Origin of the sequence: Cellulosimicrobium sp. 4261 (assembly GCF_040546915.1) — a bacterium.
GTDB classification, from domain to species: Bacteria; Actinomycetota; Actinomycetes; order Actinomycetales; family Cellulomonadaceae; genus Cellulosimicrobium; species Cellulosimicrobium cinnabarinum.
The window spans coordinates 197,766-213,281 of record NZ_JBEPOQ010000002.1; the positions used below are offsets into that span (position 1 = coordinate 197,766).

General features: G+C 75.7%; 15 protein-coding genes. 11 read left to right on the plus strand and 4 right to left on the minus strand.

Translation table 11 applies throughout. The annotated features are described in order from the left end of the window. Positions 1-10: 10 nt before the first annotated feature. From aroH to ABIE39_RS03180, 7 genes are all read left to right on the plus strand, one after another. The gene (aroH, locus tag ABIE39_RS03150; RefSeq protein WP_175008487.1) at positions 11-373 is read left to right on the plus strand and encodes a chorismate mutase; all 363 of its coding nucleotides are present in this window, start codon (positions 11-13) and stop codon (positions 371-373) included. Then, a complete protein-coding gene (cmk, locus tag ABIE39_RS03155; RefSeq protein ID WP_209829213.1) occupies positions 370-1,116 on the plus strand; it encodes a (d)CMP kinase in 747 nt (248 codons plus the stop codon). Before aroH ends, cmk begins: the two co-directional genes overlap by 4 nt. A 26-nt stretch (positions 1,117-1,142) precedes the next feature. Beyond that, complete coding sequence (locus ABIE39_RS03160) at positions 1,143-1,817, plus strand: lysophospholipid acyltransferase family protein (RefSeq protein WP_354050398.1); 675 nt, start codon at positions 1,143-1,145, stop codon at positions 1,815-1,817. After that, a complete protein-coding gene (locus ABIE39_RS03165) occupies positions 1,814-2,752 on the plus strand; it encodes a DMT family transporter (RefSeq protein ID WP_209829212.1) in 939 nt (312 codons plus the stop codon). Before ABIE39_RS03160 ends, ABIE39_RS03165 begins: the two co-directional genes overlap by 4 nt. A gap of 69 nt (positions 2,753-2,821) precedes the next feature. After that, positions 2,822-3,193 carry an iron chaperone gene (locus tag ABIE39_RS03170; RefSeq protein ID WP_074806634.1) on the plus strand — a complete coding sequence of 124 codons (372 nt, stop codon included), beginning with the start codon at positions 2,822-2,824 and terminating at the stop codon, positions 3,191-3,193. An 84-nt stretch (positions 3,194-3,277) separates the two neighbouring features. Further along, the gene (der, locus tag ABIE39_RS03175; RefSeq protein ID WP_186810401.1) at positions 3,278-4,804 is read left to right on the plus strand and encodes a ribosome biogenesis GTPase Der; all 1,527 of its coding nucleotides are present in this window, start codon (positions 3,278-3,280) and stop codon (positions 4,802-4,804) included. Further along, complete coding sequence (locus ABIE39_RS03180) at positions 4,801-5,868, plus strand: hypothetical protein (protein WP_354050401.1); 1,068 nt, start codon at positions 4,801-4,803, stop codon at positions 5,866-5,868. The genes der and ABIE39_RS03180 overlap by 4 nt, the downstream gene beginning before the upstream one ends. 91 nt (positions 5,869-5,959) lie before the next feature. Here ABIE39_RS03180 and ABIE39_RS03185 read toward each other — a convergent pair whose 3' ends face one another. The 3 genes from ABIE39_RS03185 to ABIE39_RS03195 all read right to left on the minus strand — a co-directional run bounded on the left by ABIE39_RS03185 (position 5,960) and on the right by ABIE39_RS03195 (position 10,324). Further along, on the minus strand, positions 5,960-7,816 hold the full coding sequence (locus ABIE39_RS03185) for an amidase family protein (RefSeq protein WP_354050403.1): 1,857 nt from the start codon (positions 7,814-7,816) through the stop codon (positions 5,960-5,962). Positions 7,817-7,884: 68 nt separating this feature from the next. Continuing rightward, positions 7,885-8,634 (minus strand): cohesin domain-containing protein, encoded by a 750-nt coding sequence (locus ABIE39_RS03190; RefSeq protein WP_354050405.1) that lies wholly within the window; start codon positions 8,632-8,634, stop codon positions 7,885-7,887. A 172-nt stretch (positions 8,635-8,806) separates the two neighbouring features. Further along, entirely contained in the window at positions 8,807-10,324 is a 1,518-nt protein-coding gene (locus ABIE39_RS03195) for an MFS transporter (protein WP_175008677.1), read from the minus strand. Positions 10,325-10,520: 196 nt separating this feature from the next. Here ABIE39_RS03195 and ABIE39_RS03200 point away from each other — a divergent pair, with 196 nt between their 5' ends. Together ABIE39_RS03200 and ABIE39_RS03205 are read left to right on the plus strand one after the other, a co-directional pair. Then, positions 10,521-11,357 (plus strand): alpha/beta fold hydrolase, encoded by an 837-nt coding sequence (locus ABIE39_RS03200; RefSeq protein ID WP_354050407.1) that lies wholly within the window; start codon positions 10,521-10,523, stop codon positions 11,355-11,357. Between the two features lie 124 nt (positions 11,358-11,481). Then, positions 11,482-12,066, plus strand: coding sequence for a putative immunity protein (locus ABIE39_RS03205; RefSeq protein WP_175008495.1), 585 nt, complete (start codon positions 11,482-11,484; stop codon positions 12,064-12,066). A gap of 29 nt (positions 12,067-12,095) precedes the next feature. Here ABIE39_RS03205 and ABIE39_RS03210 read toward each other — a convergent pair whose 3' ends face one another. Next, on the minus strand, positions 12,096-13,223 hold the full coding sequence (locus ABIE39_RS03210) for a Fic family protein (RefSeq protein ID WP_354050409.1): 1,128 nt from the start codon (positions 13,221-13,223) through the stop codon (positions 12,096-12,098). 244 nt (positions 13,224-13,467) lie between these two features. On the opposite strand from ABIE39_RS03210, the gene ABIE39_RS03215 reads away from it, so the two are divergent. Together ABIE39_RS03215 and ABIE39_RS03220 are read left to right on the plus strand one after the other, a co-directional pair. After that, positions 13,468-14,112 (plus strand): GntR family transcriptional regulator, encoded by a 645-nt coding sequence (locus ABIE39_RS03215; protein ID WP_354050411.1) that lies wholly within the window; start codon positions 13,468-13,470, stop codon positions 14,110-14,112. Beyond that, positions 14,109-15,461, plus strand: coding sequence for an MFS transporter (locus tag ABIE39_RS03220; RefSeq protein WP_354050413.1), 1,353 nt, complete (start codon positions 14,109-14,111; stop codon positions 15,459-15,461). The genes ABIE39_RS03215 and ABIE39_RS03220 overlap by 4 nt, the downstream gene beginning before the upstream one ends. Positions 15,462-15,516: the final 55 nt, after the last annotated feature.

Below are 15,516 nucleotides of genomic sequence, written 5' to 3' on the forward strand. Positions count from 1 at the left end.
AGCACCATCCATGCCGGTCCGGGCGATCCGGGGCGCGACCCAGCTCGACGTCGACGAGCGCGAGCACCTGTTCGAGCGCACGCGCGAGCTCGTGCAGGAGGTGCTCGACGCGAACGCCGTCGACACGCGCGCGCTCATCTCGATCCTCTTCACGTGCACGCCCGACCTGGTGGCCGACTTCCCGGCCGCCGCGGCGCGCGAGATGGGCCTCGGCGACGTGCCGCTCATGTGCGCGACGGAGATCGCGGTGCCCGGCGCGCTCCCGCGCGTGGTGCGCCTCATGGCGCACGCGGAGCTCGACGTGGACCGTGCGGCGGTGCAGCACGTGTACCTGCACGGGGCGACGGCGCTGCGCAAGGACCTGGCCCAGTGAGCCCGGGGACGCCGGGAGACGGCGCGCTGACGCTCGCGATCGACGGGCCCTCGGGGTCCGGCAAGTCGAGCGTGTCCAAGGGCGTCGCGCGCCGCCTCGGCCTCGCGTACCTCGACACGGGCGCGATGTACCGCGCCGCCACCTGGTGGTGCCTCCACCGCGGCGAGGACCTCGCCGACCAGGACGCCGTCGCGCACGCCGTGCGCGTCATGCCGCTCGTCATGGGTCTCGACCCGTCCGGGCCGACGGTCCACGTGGACGGGACGGACGTCGAGGAGGCGATCCGCTCGACCGCGATCTCCACGGCCGTCAGCGCCGTCGCGACGAACCTCGCGGTGCGCGCCGAGCTGCGGCGCCTCCAGCGCGCGGTCATCGAGGTCGAGCGCACGCCCGACGGCTTCGCGGGCGGGCGCGGCGTCGTCGCGGAGGGCCGGGACATCACGACGGTCGTCGCCCCCGACGCCGACGTGCGTGTGCTCCTCACCGCGAGCGAGGAGGCCCGCCTCGCGCGGCGCTCGCTCGACGTGCACGGGACGGCCGACGCGGCCGCCGTCGAGGCGACGAAGGACCAGGTGCTGCGGCGCGACCGCGACGACGCGACGGTCTCGCAGTTCCAGGTCGCGGCCGACGGCGTCGTGACCGTCGACTCGTCGGAGCTCGACCTCGAGCAGACGATCGACGCGGTCCTCTCCGTGGTCGAGCAGGTCACCGGGCGGGTGGTCGGTCCGCGCCAGGGCTCGTGAGCCGGGTGCGCGGTCCGGGAGACGGCGTGCCGTCGCCCGCCGGGCCGGCCTGGTCGCGCTGGGTGGGCCGCTTCCTCGCCCGGGTCGTGTGGGCGACCGACGTCATCGGGGCGGAGCACGTCCCGACGGACGGCCCGGTCGTGCTCGCCGCGAACCACACCGGCGTCGTCGACGGGCCGCTCGTCCTCGGTGTCGCGCCGCGCCCGCTGCACGTCCTCGTCAAGGAGGAGATGTTCACGGGGCCGGTCGGCTGGGTGCTGCGTGCCGCCGGGCAGATCCCCGTGGACCGCACCGGCGGACGCCCGGCGCTCGCGGCCGGGCTCGGCGTGCTCCGGCGCGGCGGGGCGGTCGGCGTCTTCCCCGAGGGCGCCCGCGGGCGCGGCGACGCGACGTCGGCGCGCGCCGGGGCCGCGTGGCTCGCGCTCAACGGCCACGCGCACGTGGTGCCCGTGGCCGTGCTCGGTACGCGCCGCGCGGGTGAGGGCGTCAACCGGCTCCCCGGGGTGCGGCGTCGGCTCGTCGTCCGCTTCGGCGCGCCGCTCGCCGTCGAGCGCGTGCCCGGGGTGAGCGGCAAGCAGGCGCTCGAGGACGCGAACGAGCGCATCCGCACCGCGCTCGCCGAGCTGGTCGCCGACACGGTCGCGCTGACCGGTGTGGCGCTGCCGCTGGACGACCCGCGCGGGGACCGGCCGACCCCATGAGGACGGACCGCCCGGTGGCGCACGTGGTGGGCGACCGCCCGGGCACCGGTCTGCTCGTCGGGCTCGCGTCGGCCCTCGCGTTCGGCGCGAGCGGCCCGTTCGTCAAGCCGCTCCTCGAGGCGGGCTGGACGCCCGGCGCCGCCGTCTTCGCGCGCGCCCTGTGCTCGGCGCTCGTCCTCGCCCCGGTCGCGGCGGTCGCCCTGCGCGGCAGCCACCGGCTCCTGCGCGAGGAGTGGCGGCTGGTCCTCGGGTTCGGCCTCGTCGCCGTCGCGGGGACCCAGCTGTGCTACTTCGCGGCGGTCGCGCGCATGCCCGTCGGGATCGCGCTCCTCATCGAGTACCTCGCGCCCGTCCTGCTCGTCGGCCTCGCCTGGGCCCGCACGCGGCACGTGCCGCCACGGCTCACGCTCGCGGGCTGCGCCGTCGCGGTCCTCGGCCTCGTGCTCGTCGTCGACCCGGGCGGCGCTCGCCCCGACCTGCTCGGCGTCCTCCTCGCGCTCGGCGCGGCGGGCGGGCTGGGCGCCTACTTCGTGCTGTCCGCGCGCCCGACGCGCCTGCCTCCCGTCGCGCTCGCCGCGAGCGGGCTCGGCGTCGGAGCGCTCGCGCTCGGCGCGGCGGCGCTCGCGGGCGTGCTGCCGTTCGCCGCCCCGCTCGTCGACGTCACGCTCCTCGGCTCGACCGCGCCCTGGTACGTCCCGCTCGCGGTCGTCGTGCTCGTCGCGACGGCGTTCGCGTACGTGTCCGGGGTCGCCGCGACCGTCCGCATGGGCGACCGCCTCGCGTCGTTCGTCGGGCTGTCGGAGGTGCTGTTCACCGTGGTCATCGCGTGGCTCCTGCTCGGCGAGGTGCCGGGACTCGTGCAGGCCGCGGGTGGCGTGCTCGTCGTCGCCGGGGTCGTCCTCGTGCGCCTCGCGGGCACGACCGCCGCGCGGTAGGTTCGCGCTCAGGCGCCGGCGCCCCGTCGCGGGACCGGGCAGGCGCCGCCCGCGGGGGAGGGAGCACGCATGGCCGAGCCGCCCGGCAAGCCCACGACCGTCGACGAGTACCTCGCGACGCTCGCCCCGGACGCGCGCGACGTCGTCGCGCACCTGCGCGCCGTGGTGCACGACACGGTGCCCGGCCTGGGTGAGCGGATCAGCTACGGCATCCCGACCTTCACGCGCGACGGCCGGTACGTCGTCTACCTCGCGGGCTGGGCGCACCACGTCTCGCTCTACCCCGTGCCCGAGGTCGACGACGCGCTCGCGCGGCGCATCGCGCGCTACCAGGACGGCAAGGGCACGCTGCGGTTCCCGCTCGCGGAGCCCGTGCCCGACGATGTCGTGCGGGCCGTCGTCGCGCGGCTGGCCGCGCGCCGGGACGGTCCCGCGGGCTGACGCCGTGCGTCCCGGACGGCCACCCGCACGACGCGCCCGCGGCCTGGTTCGGAGCCTGGCCCGCGGCCTGGGAGAATAGACCCCATGACCACACCCGACCCCGCCCAGCCCGGCACGCCCGGACCGACCGACGCCGTCGGGCAGGCCGAGGAGCCCCTGGCGCACGCGGACTCCGCGGACGACGAGGCGCGCGAGCGCGCGCTGCGCGCCGGGCTCGACGACTACGAGCTCGAGGACGCCGACCTCGCGCTGCTCGACGCCGACGAGGACGCGCTCGACGGCGCGGAGCCCGAGTCGCCCCTGCCCGTGCTCGCCGTGGTCGGGCGTCCGAACGTCGGCAAGTCGACCCTCGTCAACCGCATCCTCGGCCGTCGCGAGGCCGTCGTCGAGGACAAGCCGGGCGTCACGCGCGACCGCGTGAGCTACCCGGCCGACTGGGCCGGGCGCCGGTTCACGCTCGTCGACACCGGCGGCTGGGAGGTCGACGTCGCGGGCATCGAGTCCAAGGTCGCCGAGCAGGCCGAGGTCGCCATCGCCCTCGCCGACGCGGTGCTCTTCGTCGTGGACGCGACGGTCGGCGCCACCGCGACGGACGAGCGCGTCGTGCGCCTCCTGCGCGAGTCGGGCAAGCCGGTCGTGCTGTGCGCCAACAAGGTCGACGGGCAGTCGGGCGAGGCGGACGCCGCCTACCTCTGGAGCCTCGGCCTCGGCGAGCCGCACCCCGTGTCCGCGCTGCACGGCCGCGGGACGGGCGACCTGCTGGACGCCGCGATGGCGGCGCTCCCGACCGAGTCCGAGCACGGCGAGGTGCGCCCGACCGGGCCGCGCCGCGTCGCGCTCGTCGGGCGCCCGAACGTCGGCAAGTCCTCGCTGCTCAACAAGCTCGCGGGCGCCGACCGCGTCGTCGTCGACGAGATCGCGGGCACGACGCGCGACCCGGTCGACGAGCTCGTGACCATCAAGGACGTCCCGTACGTCCTCGTCGACACCGCCGGCATCCGTCGCCGCGTGCACCAGACGAAGGGCGCCGACTTCTACGCGTCGCTGCGCACGCAGGCCGCGATCGAGAAGGCGGAGCTCGCCGTCGTGCTCGTGGACGCGTCGGTGCCGCTCACCGAGCAGGACACGCGCGTCATCTCCCAGGTCGTGGACGCGGGCCGCGCGCTCGTCATCGCGTACAACAAGTGGGACCTCATGGACGACGACCGTCGCCCGTACCTCGAGCGCGAGATCGAGAAGGACCTCGTGCAGGTGCAGTGGGCGCCGCGCGTCAACGTGTCGGCCCGCACCGGCTGGCACACCGACCGTCTCGCCCCGGCGATGGAGCGCGCGCTCGACTCCTGGGACACGCGCATCCCGACGGGCCGCCTCAACGCGTTCCTCGGCGAGCTCGTGGCCGCCCACCCGCACCCGCTGCGCGGCGGCAAGCAGCCCCGCATCCTCTTCGCGACGCAGGCCTCCACGCGCCCGCCGCGGTTCGTCGTCTTCGCGACCGGGTTCCTCGAGGCGGGCTACCGCCGGTTCATCGAGCGCCGCCTGCGCGAGACGTTCGGGTTCGAGGGCTCGCCCATCGAGATCAGCGTCCGCGTGCGGGAGAAGCGCAAGCGGTGAGCGCGGGCTCGGGGCGCGCCTCCGCCGGGACGTCCCGGCGGGGCCGCGCCCTGCGCCTGGGCGCGGCCCGCGACACCGCGGCCGTGCGGCACGTCGTGACGTTCCTCGTGGTCGCCGTCGCGACGGTGCTCGTGACGCGGTTCTTCCTCGCGGCGTCGGGGTACCCGCAGGTCGGCGGGGGAGACCTGCACGTCGCGCACGTGCTGTGGGGCGGGCTCGGCATGGCGCTCGCCCTCGTGATCCTGCTGTCCTTCGTCGGCCCGGCGCTGCGCTCGCTCGGCGCGTTCGTGGGCGGCATCGGGTTCGGGCTGTTCGTCGACGAGATCGGCAAGTTCGTCACCGCGGACAACGACTACTTCTACGAGCCGACGGCGGCGCTCATCTACGCGACGGTCGTCGTGCTCGTCCTCGTCGTCGAGGCGCTGCACGGCTGGCGGCGCCACCACCCGGCCGAGTACCTCGCGGTCGCGACCGACCGCGCCGTCGCGGGCGTCGCCGGCGGGTTCACCGACGACGCGCGCGACGAGGCCCGTGCGCTCGTCGCCCTGGGCCGGGGCGAGCCGACGGCCGACGAGGTCGCGGCGCTCGTCGAGGCCGTGCCGCGCGACGACGTCGACGTGCCCGACCCGGTGCGCGCGCTCGTGCGGCGCTCGTCGGCCTGGTTCGCGCGGACGCTCCAGCGCCGCTGGGCCGCCGTCGTGGTGGTCGTGCTCGTGCTCGGGACAGCGCTCGGCTCGCTGCTCGCGGGGCTGCGCGTGCTCGTCGGCGACGTCGACGTGCCCGCCTGGGTCGGGGTCGGCATCGTCGCGGGCGTCGCCGCGACGGTCGCGTGCGTCGTCGTCGGCGTGGTGGCGTCCCGTCGCGGACAGCCCGAGGACCGCCGCGCCGGCGCCGTCTGGGTCCGGCGCGGCGTGCTCGTCTCGCTCCTGCTCACGCAGCTCCTCGTGTTCCGCGCGCTGCAGTGGGTCGGCGTCGCCGGGCTCGTGGTGGACCTGCTCGTGCTCGCGGCGCTCGGCGCCGCCCTCGGTGGCGACGACGAGCGCCGTCGGACACCGCGACGCTGACGCGTCGTCGCCGTGGTGGGCGACCTCTCCCGACGCACGACGGCGGCCGCCCCCCGGGAGGGGACGGCCGCCGTCGGCGGTGGTGGGCCGCTCAGCCGAGCGGGCCGTAGAGCGCGGGGGAGGTGCGGGCCTGCGTGGCCTGCTCGAGCGCGTACGCGAGGCCGAGCAGCGGGCCCTCGTCGAAGTCGCGGCCGAGCAGCTCGAGGTTGACGCCGCCGCCGGTGACGGTGCCGTCGGTCGCGACCGCCTGGCCGACCGGGACGGTCACGGCGGGCAGCCCGGTGTTCGGGCTGAGCCGCAGGTTGGTCCCGATCGTCCCGTACGGGTTGGCGCTCGGGTAGACGAGCGCGTCGAGGTCGCCGTCGTCGAGCATCGTCGTGACGAGCACCTTGCCCTCGGCGAGGACCTTCGTGTGCGACCCCTCGGGCCCTGCCCACGCCTGGTACGTCTCCTCGGTGACCGCGTCGCGCGAGACGTACGTGCTGCGGCGGGACGGCACGTAGCGGCCCGAGTCGACGATCCCCTGGAGCGTGCGGGCCTCGACCTGCGGGGCGAGGTGGGTCGCGACGTACGCGTCGAGGTCGTGCTTGAACTCGTTCGTCGAGCCCGACCCCTCGGAGAGGACGCTCGCGAAACCGTTCGGCAGGACCGGCGACCACGTGGTGGGCGGCGTGACCTCGACGACGGTCGCGCCGAGCGACTCGAGCGTCGCGCGGGTCTGGGCCCACAGGCGCAGGGTCGCCGCGTTGGAGCCGAGCATCGACGGCACGTAGCCGATGCGGGCGCCGTCGAGCGCGCCCTCGTCGAGGTACTGCGTGTACGACGCCGGGACCTCGCCCTCCTGGCGCGACGTCACCGGGTCGGCGGCGTCGACCCCGGCGACGGCGTCGAGCGCGACCGCCGCGTCGAGGACGCTCCGCGCCATGGGGCCGCCCGTGTCCTGGCTCAGCGCGAGCGGGATGATGCCGTCGCGGCTCGCGAGACCGACCGTCGGGCGCACGCCGACGAGCTGGTTGTACGACGACGGGACGCGGATCGACCCGCCCGTGTCCGTGCCGAGGCCGAGCCCGGCGAGGTTCGCCGCGACGGCCGCCCCCGTGCCGCCGCTGGACCCGCCGGCCGTGCGGCTCGTCACGTACGGGCTCGCGACGAGCGTGCTCGTCCCTGCGCCCTGGAAGGACGAGAACTCCGACGCGAACCCGAACGCGAACTCGTCCAGGCTGGCCTTCGCGAGGATCACCGCGCCGTCGGCGCGCAGGCCCTCGACCATCGTCGCGTCGGTCGTCGTCCGGTTGTCGTCCCAGCAGCCGCAGCCGCCCGTGGTGGGCATGTCCGTCGTGTCGTAGTTGTCCTTCACCGCGACGGGCACGCCGAGCAGCAGGCTCGTCATGCCGTCCGTCGCGCGGACCGCGTCGGCGCGCGCGGCGGCCTCCAGCGCGACGTCGCTCGTGCTGATGATCGAGTGCAGCGGCCGCCCGCCCGCGCCCGTGTCGACGAGCGTCGTGTCGTACGCCGCGATCCGGTCGAGGTACTCCTGGGTGATCGCGACCGACGTCGTCGTGCCCGCGTTCATCGCGGCCTGCATGTCGAGCACGGACGCCTCGACGAGCTCGAACGGGCCGTCGTCGTAGACCATGCGCTGCGAGACGGCGGCGAGGTCGGTCACCGTGATCGTGCCGTCGCCGTCCGTGTCGGCGGGCGCGACGTCGTCCCAGACCGCGTCCGCCGACGTCGCGCCGAGCGCCCCGGCGACGACCGCGAGGTCGTCGGTCGTGACCTGCCGGTCGCCCGTGAGATCGAGCTCGGTCCAGTAGGGGGCGAGGAGCGGCGCGCTCTCCGTGGCGGGGGCGCCGGTCGCGGCGGGCGCCGTCGTGACGCCGAGGACGAGGCCGCCGATCGTCAGGGCGGCGAGCCCGCCGGTGGCGGCGCGCCGGTGGGTCGTGGTCACGGACGGCTCCTTCGAGGGGACGGGCGCGCGGTGCGCGGGCGAGAGGTCGGGGCGGGGCAGCGGGCCGGTCATCGCGTGGCCGCCCGACGCCGCGCGAGCAGGATGCCCGTGCCGACGGCGACCGCGAGGAGCGCGGCCCCGGCGAACCAGGCGACGCTCGCCCCGGTCGACGCGAGCGCGCCGCCCGAGGTGGACCCGGACGGGGACGACGACGAGTCGGACGCGCCGTCGTCCCCGGGGGTCGTGGTGCCGCCGTCGTCGACCGGCGGCGTGGTGGGCCCGTCCGTCGGCTCCTGCGTGGGCGGGACGTCGACCGCGGTGACGGTCGTCGTGGCGCTCGCGGCGTCGGTGAGCGTGGCCGTCTCGGCGTCGGCGCCGACGAGCGTGGCGGTCGGGACGGCGAAGGCGGCCGCGCCGTCGGACACGGCGGTGAACGTCAGGGTCGCGAGGGTGACGTCGCCCTCGAGGCCGGGGGAGGTACCGAGCCGCGTGTGCGTGACGGCGACCGTCCCGGCCGCGTCGTCGGTCGCGTCGGCGAAGCCGCCGTCCGGGGTGACGACGGAACCGTCCACGAGCTCGACGAGGTCGGGGTCGTAGGCGACGGCGAGGTCGTAGGCGTAGAGGTCGCCGGCGCCGGTCGCGGCGACCGTGACGGTGATCTCCGCGCCGACCTCGACCGACGCGGGCGCCGTGAGGGAGACCTGGGTGACGGACGGTGCGGCGTGCGCGGGGGCGGCGAGGGCCGCCGCGGCGACCGCGAGACCGCCGACGAGGGCGGCGCGGGCGCGGAGCCGTCTGCGGGGGACGGGACGGGTCATGGGCGAGCGGTCCTTCCTCCGGGCGCGCGGAGGTACGGCGCGACCGGCGGTCGTGTGGTGGGGCCCCCTGCCGTCAGCGATGCTCACAAGCCGCTGTTTCCCCGGCGTTTCGCGACGGTTAGCACGAGCAACGAACCGGGTATCGGTCCGGTCACGATCCCGACGACGCAGGTCAGCCGAGGACCGGCGGCTCGTCCTCACGTGTCTCGGGGTCCGGCAGGCGGCGCATGCGCAGCGCCGCGACGACGCCGAGGAGCCCCGCGACGAGCGGCACGAGGAGCGCGACCTGCAGCGCCCGCGCGCGCACGTCGTCGTTGATGGCCACGACCTCGGCGCGCACCGCGGGCGGCTCGTCGGCGAGGAGCTCGAGGAGCTGGGCGTCGCTCATGATCTCGGCGTCGTCCTCGAGCACCCGGGCGACCTGCTCCTTGTCGTCCGGGGGCAGCACGTCGCTCGCCTCGGCCCGCGCCGTGAACCCCGCCGCGAGCGACGCGAGCATGACCGCGCCTGCGACGGCGAGGCCGAGCGAGAGGCCGAACGACCCCGCGGCCGAGCTCACGCCCGCGGCCTCGCTCGCGCGCTCCTCGGGCACGGGGGACAGCGTGTACGCGTTGAGCTGGGAGACCAGGAGCCCCAGCCCGGCGCCCGCCACGACGAGCGGCAGCGCGAGCCACCAGCCCGACGACGCCCTCGGCACCACGACGACGAGCGCCACCATGCCCACGACGAGCAGGAGGAAGCCGGCGAGCACACGGGTCGCCGGGCGTCGTCGGCCAGGGCGCTTGCCCGCGACGAGGGCGGCGGCGAACATCGTCAGCGACAGCGGGGCGAGCGAGAGGCCCGCGAGCAGCGCGTCGTACCCGAGCGCCATCTGCAGGAAGATCGGCAGCGCGATCATCGCCCCGCCGAGCGCGACCTGCTGCAGGAGCTGCTGCGACACCCCGACCCGGAACGCGGGCGAGCGGAACAGCCCGGGGTCGACGAGCGTCGTCCGCCCGGCCCGCGCGCGGCGCACGAGCCACCACGCGAGGCCTACGAGACCCAGCGCGCCGACGAGGACGAGGGCCCCGACCGCCTCCCCGCCCTCCTGCCACACGAGCACGCCCAGCACCACGCCGCCCATCCCGACGACGGACAGGACCGTCCCGACGACGTCCACCGCGCGGTCGCCCGTGTACGGGACGTCGCGCACGAGGCGCACGCCCACGAGGACGACGACGATCACCACGGCCTCGAGCCCGAACGCCACGCGCCACGACAGCGTCGTCGTGATGACGCCCCCGAGCAGCGGCCCCACCGCCGCCGCGATCGACGCCGCCGCGCCCACGAGCGCGTAGACCGCCTTGCGCGCGGAGCCCTCGAAGTTGCCGTGCACGAGCGACTGCATCGCCGGCAGCAGCAGCGCGGCCCCGAGCCCGCCGATCACCGACCAGAAGATCACGACCGCCACGAGGCTCTGTGCGAGCGTCATCGCCACCGCGCCCGCCCCGTACGCGAGCAGCCCGACGACGTACGCGCGCCGCCGGCCCACGAGGTCGCCGACCTTGCTGCCCACGAGGATGAACGACGCCGACACGAGCGCCTCGAGCGCGATCGCCGTCTGGACGCCGCTCACGGTCGTGCCCAGGTCGCGCACGACGGCGGAGATCGACACGTTCATGAACGACGTGTCGACCACGAGCACGAACATCGCGGCGGCCAGGAGCAGCGCGAGGCGCCGGTCGGCCGCCGTCGGCCGACCCTCGGTGCGACCCGTGCTCTGCTCCACGTCGACCCCCGTCCGGCGTCCATGCTCGCCGCCCGGGTCGTCCCGGCGCCTCACCCGTCGCGGGTGCTCCGCCACCCGCGCGGCCGAGGTCGGCACGGTGCGCTGGGAGGATCGCGGCATGGCCGCAGAGGGGTGGACGTCGCGCCACGTCACCGTCGAGGGCCGCGAGGTCTTCGTGCGCTCCGGCCCCGAGGTCGCGGGTGCCGTGCCGATCGTGCACGTGCACGGCTTCGCCATCTCCGGCACCTACCTCCTCCCGACGGCCGAGCGTCTCGCCCACCGCGCGACCGCCGTCGTGCCGGACCTGCCCGGGTACGGGCGCAGCGAAGAGTGGGGCCACCCGCTCGGCATCCCCGCCCTCGCGTGGGCGCTCCTGTCGACGCTCGACGCGCTCGGGCTCGACCGTGTGGTCCTGCTGGGCAACTCCATGGGCGGCCCCGTCAGCCTCGAGGTCGCGCACGCCACCCCCGACCGCGTCGCCGGCGTCGTGCTCGCCTCGCCCGCGGGCGGCGTGCACAACCAGCCGTTCGGGCGCGCGCTCACCCAGCTCGCGCGTGACGCCGTGCGCGAGAGCCCGCGCATGGCGCGCGTCGCGGTGCCCGACTACGTGCGCTTCGGGCCGGTCAACGCGCTCCAGCTCTTCGCCGAGCTCGCCCGGTTCCCCTCGCTCGAACGCGTGCTGCGCGTCCCCGTGCCGACGCTCGCCGTCCTCGGCACGCGCGACCCGCTCATGCCGCCGCCGTGGCGCGTGCGCGAGGTCGGGGCGCTCGCGCCCCCGCACGTGACCGTCGCCGCGATCGAGGGCGCCCCGCACGCCATGAACTTCAGCCACCCCGGCGAGCTCGCGCACGTCGTCGGGTGCTGGCTCGACGGGCGCGACATCACCGACGACCCCGACGAGCCCGGCGTCGCGCGGGTGCTCCAGGTCGCGCGGGGCGCCGGGCCGGTCGTGTGAGCCGTCGTGTGCGCCGCGGGCCGGGTCGTGGGTCGGGACGTGAGGGTGCCCGGCTCGGTACGGTGCTCGTAGGGCGTTCCGCGTCCTGGCGCGGACGGGAGCGCGCGAGAGCGAGGAGCGAGCGGTGACGACGACGGCGGCTGCGGTCGAGGTGAGCATCGAGGATCTGCGGGCGGTCACGGGGTACGCGGCCCGGTGCGCGGAGCCGGCCCTGGAGCTCGTCGAGGCGGTCCGGCCCGACGACGCACGCCCCCGCGAGGCGGTCGACGCGGCCCGCGCGTTCGCCTTCGGTGGCGCGCGCGGCAAGGCGCTGCGCGACACCGCCTGGGCGGCCCTGCGCGCGGCGAAGGAGGCGGGCGACCCCGCCGCCGCCGAGGCCGCCCGGGCCGCGATGGCGGCGGCCGGCGCCGCGTACCTGCACCCGATCGCCGACGCCCACCAGGTCAAGCACGTCCTCGGCTCCGCCGCCCACGCGGCGCACGCCGCCGCGCTCGCCGCGGGCGTGGACGGGTCCGGCGAGAGCGTCGCGAGCGGGTGGCTCGACACCGCGCGGGCGCTCGCGACGCCCGAGGTCGTCGCCGTGCTGCGTCGCTACCCGCCCGCGCCGGGCGGCGGCGGTCGCGTCGGCGAGCTGGTCCGACGGCTCGACGCGGCGCTGCGGGACGGCACGGGGCCGTCGGAGGGCGTCGTACCGGACGAGTGGACGTAGTCGGCACCCGCCGGGACCTCCAGGCGTCGTCAGCTGCGCCGGATCCGCTGGGCGAACAGGTCCAGGACGGCGAGGATCCCCTCGTGCTGCCAGACCCGGTTGCGCCGGAGGCCGCTGCGCTCGCGGAGGACACCCGCATCGGCGAGCTGGCTCAGCGCTCGCTGGGCGGTGACGTCACTGAACCCGAGGTGGTCGCGGAGGAACGCCGCGTTGATCACCGGATGGGCCACGAGGTGCGGCACGACGCTCCAGGCGGAGGCCTGGGGCCGCAGCCCGGAAAGCTGTTCCCGCGCTGTGGCGACCTGTCCCGCGAGGTCGTCGACGAGCCGCGCTCCGGCCGTCGCGGCGAACCGGCTCGCGCGGGAGAGCTGCTCGACGATCGGCCAGGCGTCACCGGCGCGGAACGCGGTGAGCGCGTCGAAGTAGGCCTCGGTGTCGATGAGGAGGCCCGCGGAGACCGGGGCGATGGTGTTCCGTGTGAGGCCCTTCGAGCGCAGCATGGCGTGCACGAGGGCCCGGCCGGTGCGACCGTTGCCGTCCGTGAACGGGTGGATCGTCTCGAGCTGCGCGTGCGCGACGGCGGTCTGGACGAGGACGGGAAGGTCCTCCCGGCGAACGAAGGCCATGAGGTCCGCCATCGCTCCAGGGACGAGCTCGGGCTGGGGCCCGACGTGGGTCGCGCCTCTCGGGCTGATGCTCGACGAGCCGACCCAGACCAGAGTGCCTCGGTAACGCCCCGCGTGCTCCTCCCATCCGGGCTGCCCGGCGAGGAGCTCGCGGTGCATCGTGAGGATCGAGGCCTCGTCGAGCCGGTCGGCGAGGTCGATCGCGGCTTGCATGGCCCGGACGTTCGCGACGACGGTGCGTGCGTTGGTGCTCGTCGTCTGGTCGATCTCGGCGAGCGCGAGCTGCTTGGCGCCGACCGTGAGGTTCTCGATCTGCGACGAGGAAGCGGACTCGGTGCGCAGCAGGATCGAGGACATCGGACCCAGGGTGGGGTTGTCCGGCCCGAGCGTTGCGCTGGCGTACGAGTCGAAGCGTGCGAGAGCGGCGGCTGCTTCCTCGGCGTCGGCGGACTGCTGCGGCGTCAGTACGGGGGAGTAGTCGGCGATGGCGGTCGGGATGGTGGACTCGTAGGGTCCCGAGCCAGCCGCCACCTGCGCACGCGTCGAAAGGCCGTCGTTCTCTGCTGTCCAGTAGTGGCTCACGTGAGCTACCGCTGGCACAGCGAGCGCCTGAACTGCTTCCATGACGTCACCTTACTTACAGTTTCGGCGAAACTGTAAGTAACGGGCGGCGTCAACTATCACTTGAGGGTTCGGCGCTCGGTGTGTCGAACCGCACGGCCCCGCAGAGCGGTTGCGGGCGATGTCGTGCACACGATAGATGCATCATGTATCTATGCCCCGCATCACCAGCGCTTCTGCTACGGAGCAGGCGTACCGGCACGTGAAGTCCCTCGTCCTCGACGGGAGCCTGCCCGGCGGCTCCATGACGAGCGAGGGCGAGATCGCCGAACAGCTCGGTGTGAGCCGCACACCGGTCCGGGAGGCATTCCTGCGCCTGGAGGCGGAGGGCCTGCTGCGGCTCTACCCGAAGCGCGGCGCGCTCGTGGTACCGGTCGCGCCCGGCGAGGCCGACGACGTCCTCGACGCGCGCCTGCTCGTCGAGACCCACGCCGCCCAGTCCGTCGTCCGCCTGCCCGACGCCGAGCTCGCCACCCTCGTCGCGCTCCTGCGTGACCTCGTCACCGCCCAGGAGGCCGCCGTCGCCGACGGGGACGTCGCGGAGTACGCGACCCTCGACGCGCGGTTCCACCAGGAGATCGTCGCGGCCGGCGGCAACGCGCTGCTCACCACGTTCTTCGTGAGCCTGCGCGAGCGCCAGCAGCGGATGGTCGCGCACAGCGTCCGGTGGGACCCGGGCCGCGCGACGACGTTCGTCGCCGGGCACCGCGCGCTCGTCGACGCGCTCGAGGTGCGCGACACCCGCACCTACAAGCGCCGCGTCCAGCGCCACCTCGAGGACGCGAGGGCCGGCCTGTGAGCGCGGCTGCCTCGGGCCCCACGAGCGAGGCCTCCGCGCCGGGGGCGAGTGCCGCCGTCGGGCCGCGGGCGTGGCTCGCCGTCGCGGCGGTGATGTTCGCCGTCGCGTGGGGCGGCAACGAGTTCACGCCCCTGCTCGTCATGTACCGGGAGGTCGGGCACTTCTCCGCGGTGACCGTCGACGCGCTGCTCGCCGCGTACGTGCTCGGGATCGTCCCCGCGCTCCTGCTCGGCGGGCCGCTCTCCGACCGGTACGGGCGCCGGCCGCTGCTCCTGCCCGCGGCGCCGATCGCGCTCGTCGGGTCCCTCGTGCTCGCGGCGGGGGAGTCGTCCGCTGCCCTGCTCGCGACGGGGCGCGTCCTGTGCGGCGTCGCGCTGGGCCTCGTCATGGCCGTCGGCACCACCTGGGTCAAGGAGCTCAGCGACGCGGCCGCCCGGGCGTCCGGCGTGCCCGACGGCGGCTCCGGCGCCCGACGCGCGGGCCTCGCCCTCACGCTGGGCTTCCTCGTCGGGGCCGGCGTCGCGGCGGTGCTCGCCCAGTGGGCGCCCTGGCCCACGCACACCGCCTACCTGCTGCACGCGGCGCTCGCGGTCGCGACCGGCGTCTGGCTGCTCGGTGTCCCGGAGACGCGTGCCGTGCCCGACGGCGGGGCCCGGGGCCGGCTGCGCGACGACCTGCGCGTGCCGGCGGTCGCGCACCGGCGGTTCCTGCGTGTCGTCGTGCCCGTGGCGCCCTGGGTGTTCGGGTGCGCCGGCAGCGCCTACGCCGTCCTGCCGGGCCTGGTGTCCGCCAGCGCAGGCAGCGCGCCCATCGCGTTCTCCGGGCTGATGACGGTGCTCGGCCTCGGCTGCGGGGTGGGCATCCAGGTGCTCGGCCGCCTCATCGACACCCGGCACAGCGCGCGGGCGTCCGTCGTGGCCATGTCCATCGTCGTCGTCGGCATGGGCTTCGGCGCCTACGCCTCGGCGCGGCTCGACCTCCCGACGGCGCTCGTCGCCGCAATGGTGCTCGGGGCCGGCTACGGGCTCGCGCTCGTCGCGGGGCTCAGCGAGGTCCAGCGCATCGCGACGCCCGACGACCTCGCCGGTCTGACGGCCGTCTACTACTCGCTCACCTACATCGGGTTCTGCGTGCCCGTGGCGCTCGCGGCGCTGTCCGTGCGGTGGACGTACGCGCAGATGTTCCTCGGCGGCCTGGTCATCGCCGCGGTCTGCCTGGTGATCGTGGCGAGCGCGTGGCGCGCGCACCTGCCGACGGGGGAGCAGGACGCCGCGGCGACCTCCGGCGAGACCGACCGCACAGCCCCGACCGGGGCAAACGGTGCGCTGGAGGCGTCGCGGATGGGGTAGAGTATCCGAGGCTTCACGGGGTCCGATCAGGTCGGATCTGGCTCGGTGATCCAGC

Bases quoted from the DNA above. Each gene is read 5' to 3' on its own strand.
- der (WP_186810401.1), top strand. From the start codon at position 3,278: ATGACCACACCCGACCCCGCCCAGCCCGGCACGCCCGGACCGACCGAC.
- ABIE39_RS03215 (WP_354050411.1), top strand. From the start codon at position 13,468: ATGCCCCGCATCACCAGCGCTTCTGCTACGGAGCAGGCGTACCGGCAC.
- ABIE39_RS03200 (WP_354050407.1), top strand. From the start codon at position 10,521: ATGGCCGCAGAGGGGTGGACGTCGCGCCACGTCACCGTCGAGGGCCGC.
- ABIE39_RS03170 (WP_074806634.1), top strand. From the start codon at position 2,822: ATGGCCGAGCCGCCCGGCAAGCCCACGACCGTCGACGAGTACCTCGCG.
- ABIE39_RS03190 (WP_354050405.1), bottom strand. From the start codon at position 8,634: ATGACCCGTCCCGTCCCCCGCAGACGGCTCCGCGCCCGCGCCGCCCTC.
- aroH (WP_175008487.1), top strand. From the start codon at position 11: ATGCCGGTCCGGGCGATCCGGGGCGCGACCCAGCTCGACGTCGACGAG.
- ABIE39_RS03165 (WP_209829212.1), top strand. From the start codon at position 1,814: ATGAGGACGGACCGCCCGGTGGCGCACGTGGTGGGCGACCGCCCGGGC.
- ABIE39_RS03195 (WP_175008677.1), bottom strand. From the start codon at position 10,324: ATGTTCGTGCTCGTGGTCGACACGTCGTTCATGAACGTGTCGATCTCC.